This is a genomic window from Streptomyces alkaliphilus, assembly GCF_014141535.1.
GTDB classification, from domain to species: Bacteria; Actinomycetota; Actinomycetes; order Streptomycetales; family Streptomycetaceae; genus Streptomyces; species Streptomyces alkaliphilus.
This window is the reverse complement of record NZ_VKHT01000737.1, coordinates 1-2,631: the sequence shown is the minus strand read 5'-3', so window position 1 is coordinate 2,631 and position 2,631 is coordinate 1. Positions and strand designations below refer to the sequence as shown.

Below are 2,631 nucleotides of genomic sequence, written 5' to 3'. Positions count from 1 at the left end.
CACCCCCCCCCGGGGGCCCGGGGGAAGACCTGCCACAATGGGAGCCGACCTTGTGAACCGATGCACAAGCTCGGTGCGCGGGTCCCCCGCGGCGTGCCCGCGTCGCGGGCGCCCCCTCCGTTTCCACCGGGAGTCTCCATTGGACCCGAAGACCGTCTCCGCCCTGCGACGGCTCCGACTGGTGTCCGCCCCCGAGGCGGTCTCCTTCCTCCTCCTGCTCGTCGCCTCCGTCCTGCGCCGCACCACCGACTTCGACGCCGTCCCGGTGCTCGGCGCGGTGCACGGCATCCTCTTCGTCGTCTACGGCCTGTTCTGGCTGGACGCCTGGAACCGCGCGCGCTGGTCCCTCGGCACCGCGGCCTGGTACATGGCGATGGCGGTGGTGCCGACCGGCGGGTTCTTCGCCGAGCGTCGACTGCGCCGTGAGGAGCGGGAGGGAACCGCGGGGGAGCCCGCTCCCGCCGTCGAGCGGGCCGACGCCGTCGGCGCCTGACCTCCCGACGACTCCCGGCCCACCCGGATCCACCCGCCCGCCCCGTCGCGCCACCGGCCGACGGGGCGGACGCCTGTCGGGGATTCCCTCCATCGGACCGCCCCCGTTCGACACATATTTCGCCCTGCTGTGTTGTGGTTCCAACGCTTTTGTCGTTGGACGGAGGACGTTGTGCGGCGAGAGGGTTACGACTACGAGACATACAGCCGTCTGGCGGGGCCCCCGGAGGAACCCGTCCCCGGCTACCGTGTCCGCTACCGCACCCTGTTGTCCCGCGAGCCCCATCGGATACGCGCCCTGGCGCTGATGACGCTCGCCCCCCTGGTGTCGATGCTGTTGCTGCTGTGGCTGGTGTGGCCGTCCCACTGGACGGACCGCGACCAGGCACCGCTTTATCTGCTGATCGCCGACGCCGTCATGCTCGGTTGCATCGCGTTGATCGAGATCTTCCGGTTGATCAACGTCTGTTCCATCGCCCACGCCACCCTGATGGCACGCGATCCGATACCCGTGGTGCCGGAACCCGGCACCCGGGTGGCATTCCTGACCACCTGCGTACCCGGCAAGGAGCCGCCCGCCATGGTGCGGGCCACCCTGGAGGCGGCGGTGCGCCTGCGGCACACCGGACCACTCGACATCTGGCTGCTCGACGAGGGCGACGACGCCGCAATGCGCGAGCTGTGCGCCGAACTGGGCGTGCGGCACTTCAGCCGCCACGGCGTCGAACGCTGGAACCGCCCGGCCGGCCCCTTCCGGGCCCGCACCAAGCACGGCAACTACAACGCCTGGCTCGACGCCCACGGCGAGGAGTACGACTTCTTCGCCTCGGTGGACACCGACCACGTGCCGCTGCCGAACTACCTGGAGCGGATGCTCGGGTACTTCCGCGACCCCGACGTGGCCTTCGTCGTCGGCCCCCAGGTCTACGGCAACTACGACAGCCCCGTCACCAAGGCCGCGGAGAGTCAGCAGTTCCTCTTCCACGCCCTCATCCAGCGGGCCGGGAACCGCTACGGCGCCCCCATGTTCGTCGGCACCAACAACGCCGTGCGGATCTCCGCCCTGCGCACCATCGGCGGCCTGTACGACTCCATCACCGAGGACATGGCCACCGGCTTCGAACTGCACCGGGCGCGCAACCCGGACACCGGCCGGCGCTGGCGCTCGGTCTACACCCCGGACGTGCTCGCGGTGGGGGAGGGGCCCAGTTCCTGGACCGACTTCTTCAGCCAGCAGATGCGCTGGTCCCGCGGTACCTACGAGACGATCCTGCGCCAGTACGGGCGCGGCGGCCTCGACGCCGGCACCCGCCACGCCCCCGGACGCCTGCTCAGCTACTCCCTCATGCTGGCCTTCTACCCGATGGCCGCCATCACCTGGGTCCTCGGTGCCACCGGCTGCGTCCTCTACCTCGTCCTGGGCGCCTCCGGCACCCAGGTGCCCGCGGCGGTGTGGCTGATGCTCTACAGCGACGCCGCGGCCCTCCAGATCGGCCTCTACCTCTGGAACCGACGGCACAACGTCAGCCCGCACGAGCCCGAGGGCTCCTCCGGCCTGGCCGGCATGGCGATGTCGGCGATCTCCGCCCCCATCTGGGCCCGCTCCCTGCTCGACGCCCTGCTGCGGCGCCGCAGCCGCTTCGTCGTCACCCCGAAGGGGAACGAGGCCAGCCCCGACCGACCCGCCACCTTCCGGCTCCACCTGTACTGGGGCACCCTGCTGGGCGGAGCCCTGACGGTCTCGGTCTTCCTGAACCACACCCACGTCGCCATGCGCACCTGGGCCGTCCTGGCCCTGACCGCATCGCTGGCCCCCATCACGATCTGGTGGGTCGGCGAGATGCGGGCCCGGCGCGGCGGTGCCGAGCCGGTGGCCGTTCCCGTGCCCGCGCACGGTCCCGGCGGATCCGGGGGCTCCCTCGCCCCCGTCCGCGCCGCGAGGGACGCGGGGGCACGCTCGGTGCCCGTCGAGCCGGTGCCCCTGGCGGTCGGCGCGCCGGTCACCGGGGCGGGCCCCCGGCAGGGAGCCGCGTCCGGGGAACCCGACGGGCCCCCCGACATCGGGGACCCCGGGGTCCCGACCGCCCCGACCGCCCCGTGCGCGGCGTCCGAACCCGGTCCGACGACGCCGTCCGACCC

2 protein-coding genes are annotated in these 2,631 nt (G+C 72.4%); both read left to right on the top strand.

All coding sequences use genetic code 11. The annotated features are described in order from the left end of the window. The first annotated feature begins 139 nt into the window (after positions 1-139). Entirely contained in the window at positions 140-493 is a 354-nt protein-coding gene (locus tag FNQ90_RS19150) for a DUF3817 domain-containing protein (RefSeq protein WP_182607500.1), read from the top strand. Positions 494-664: 171 nt separating this feature from the next. Then, a partial coding sequence (locus FNQ90_RS19145) for a glycosyltransferase family 2 protein (RefSeq protein ID WP_182607499.1) occupies positions 665-2,631 on the top strand: 1,967 nt, incomplete at its 3' end.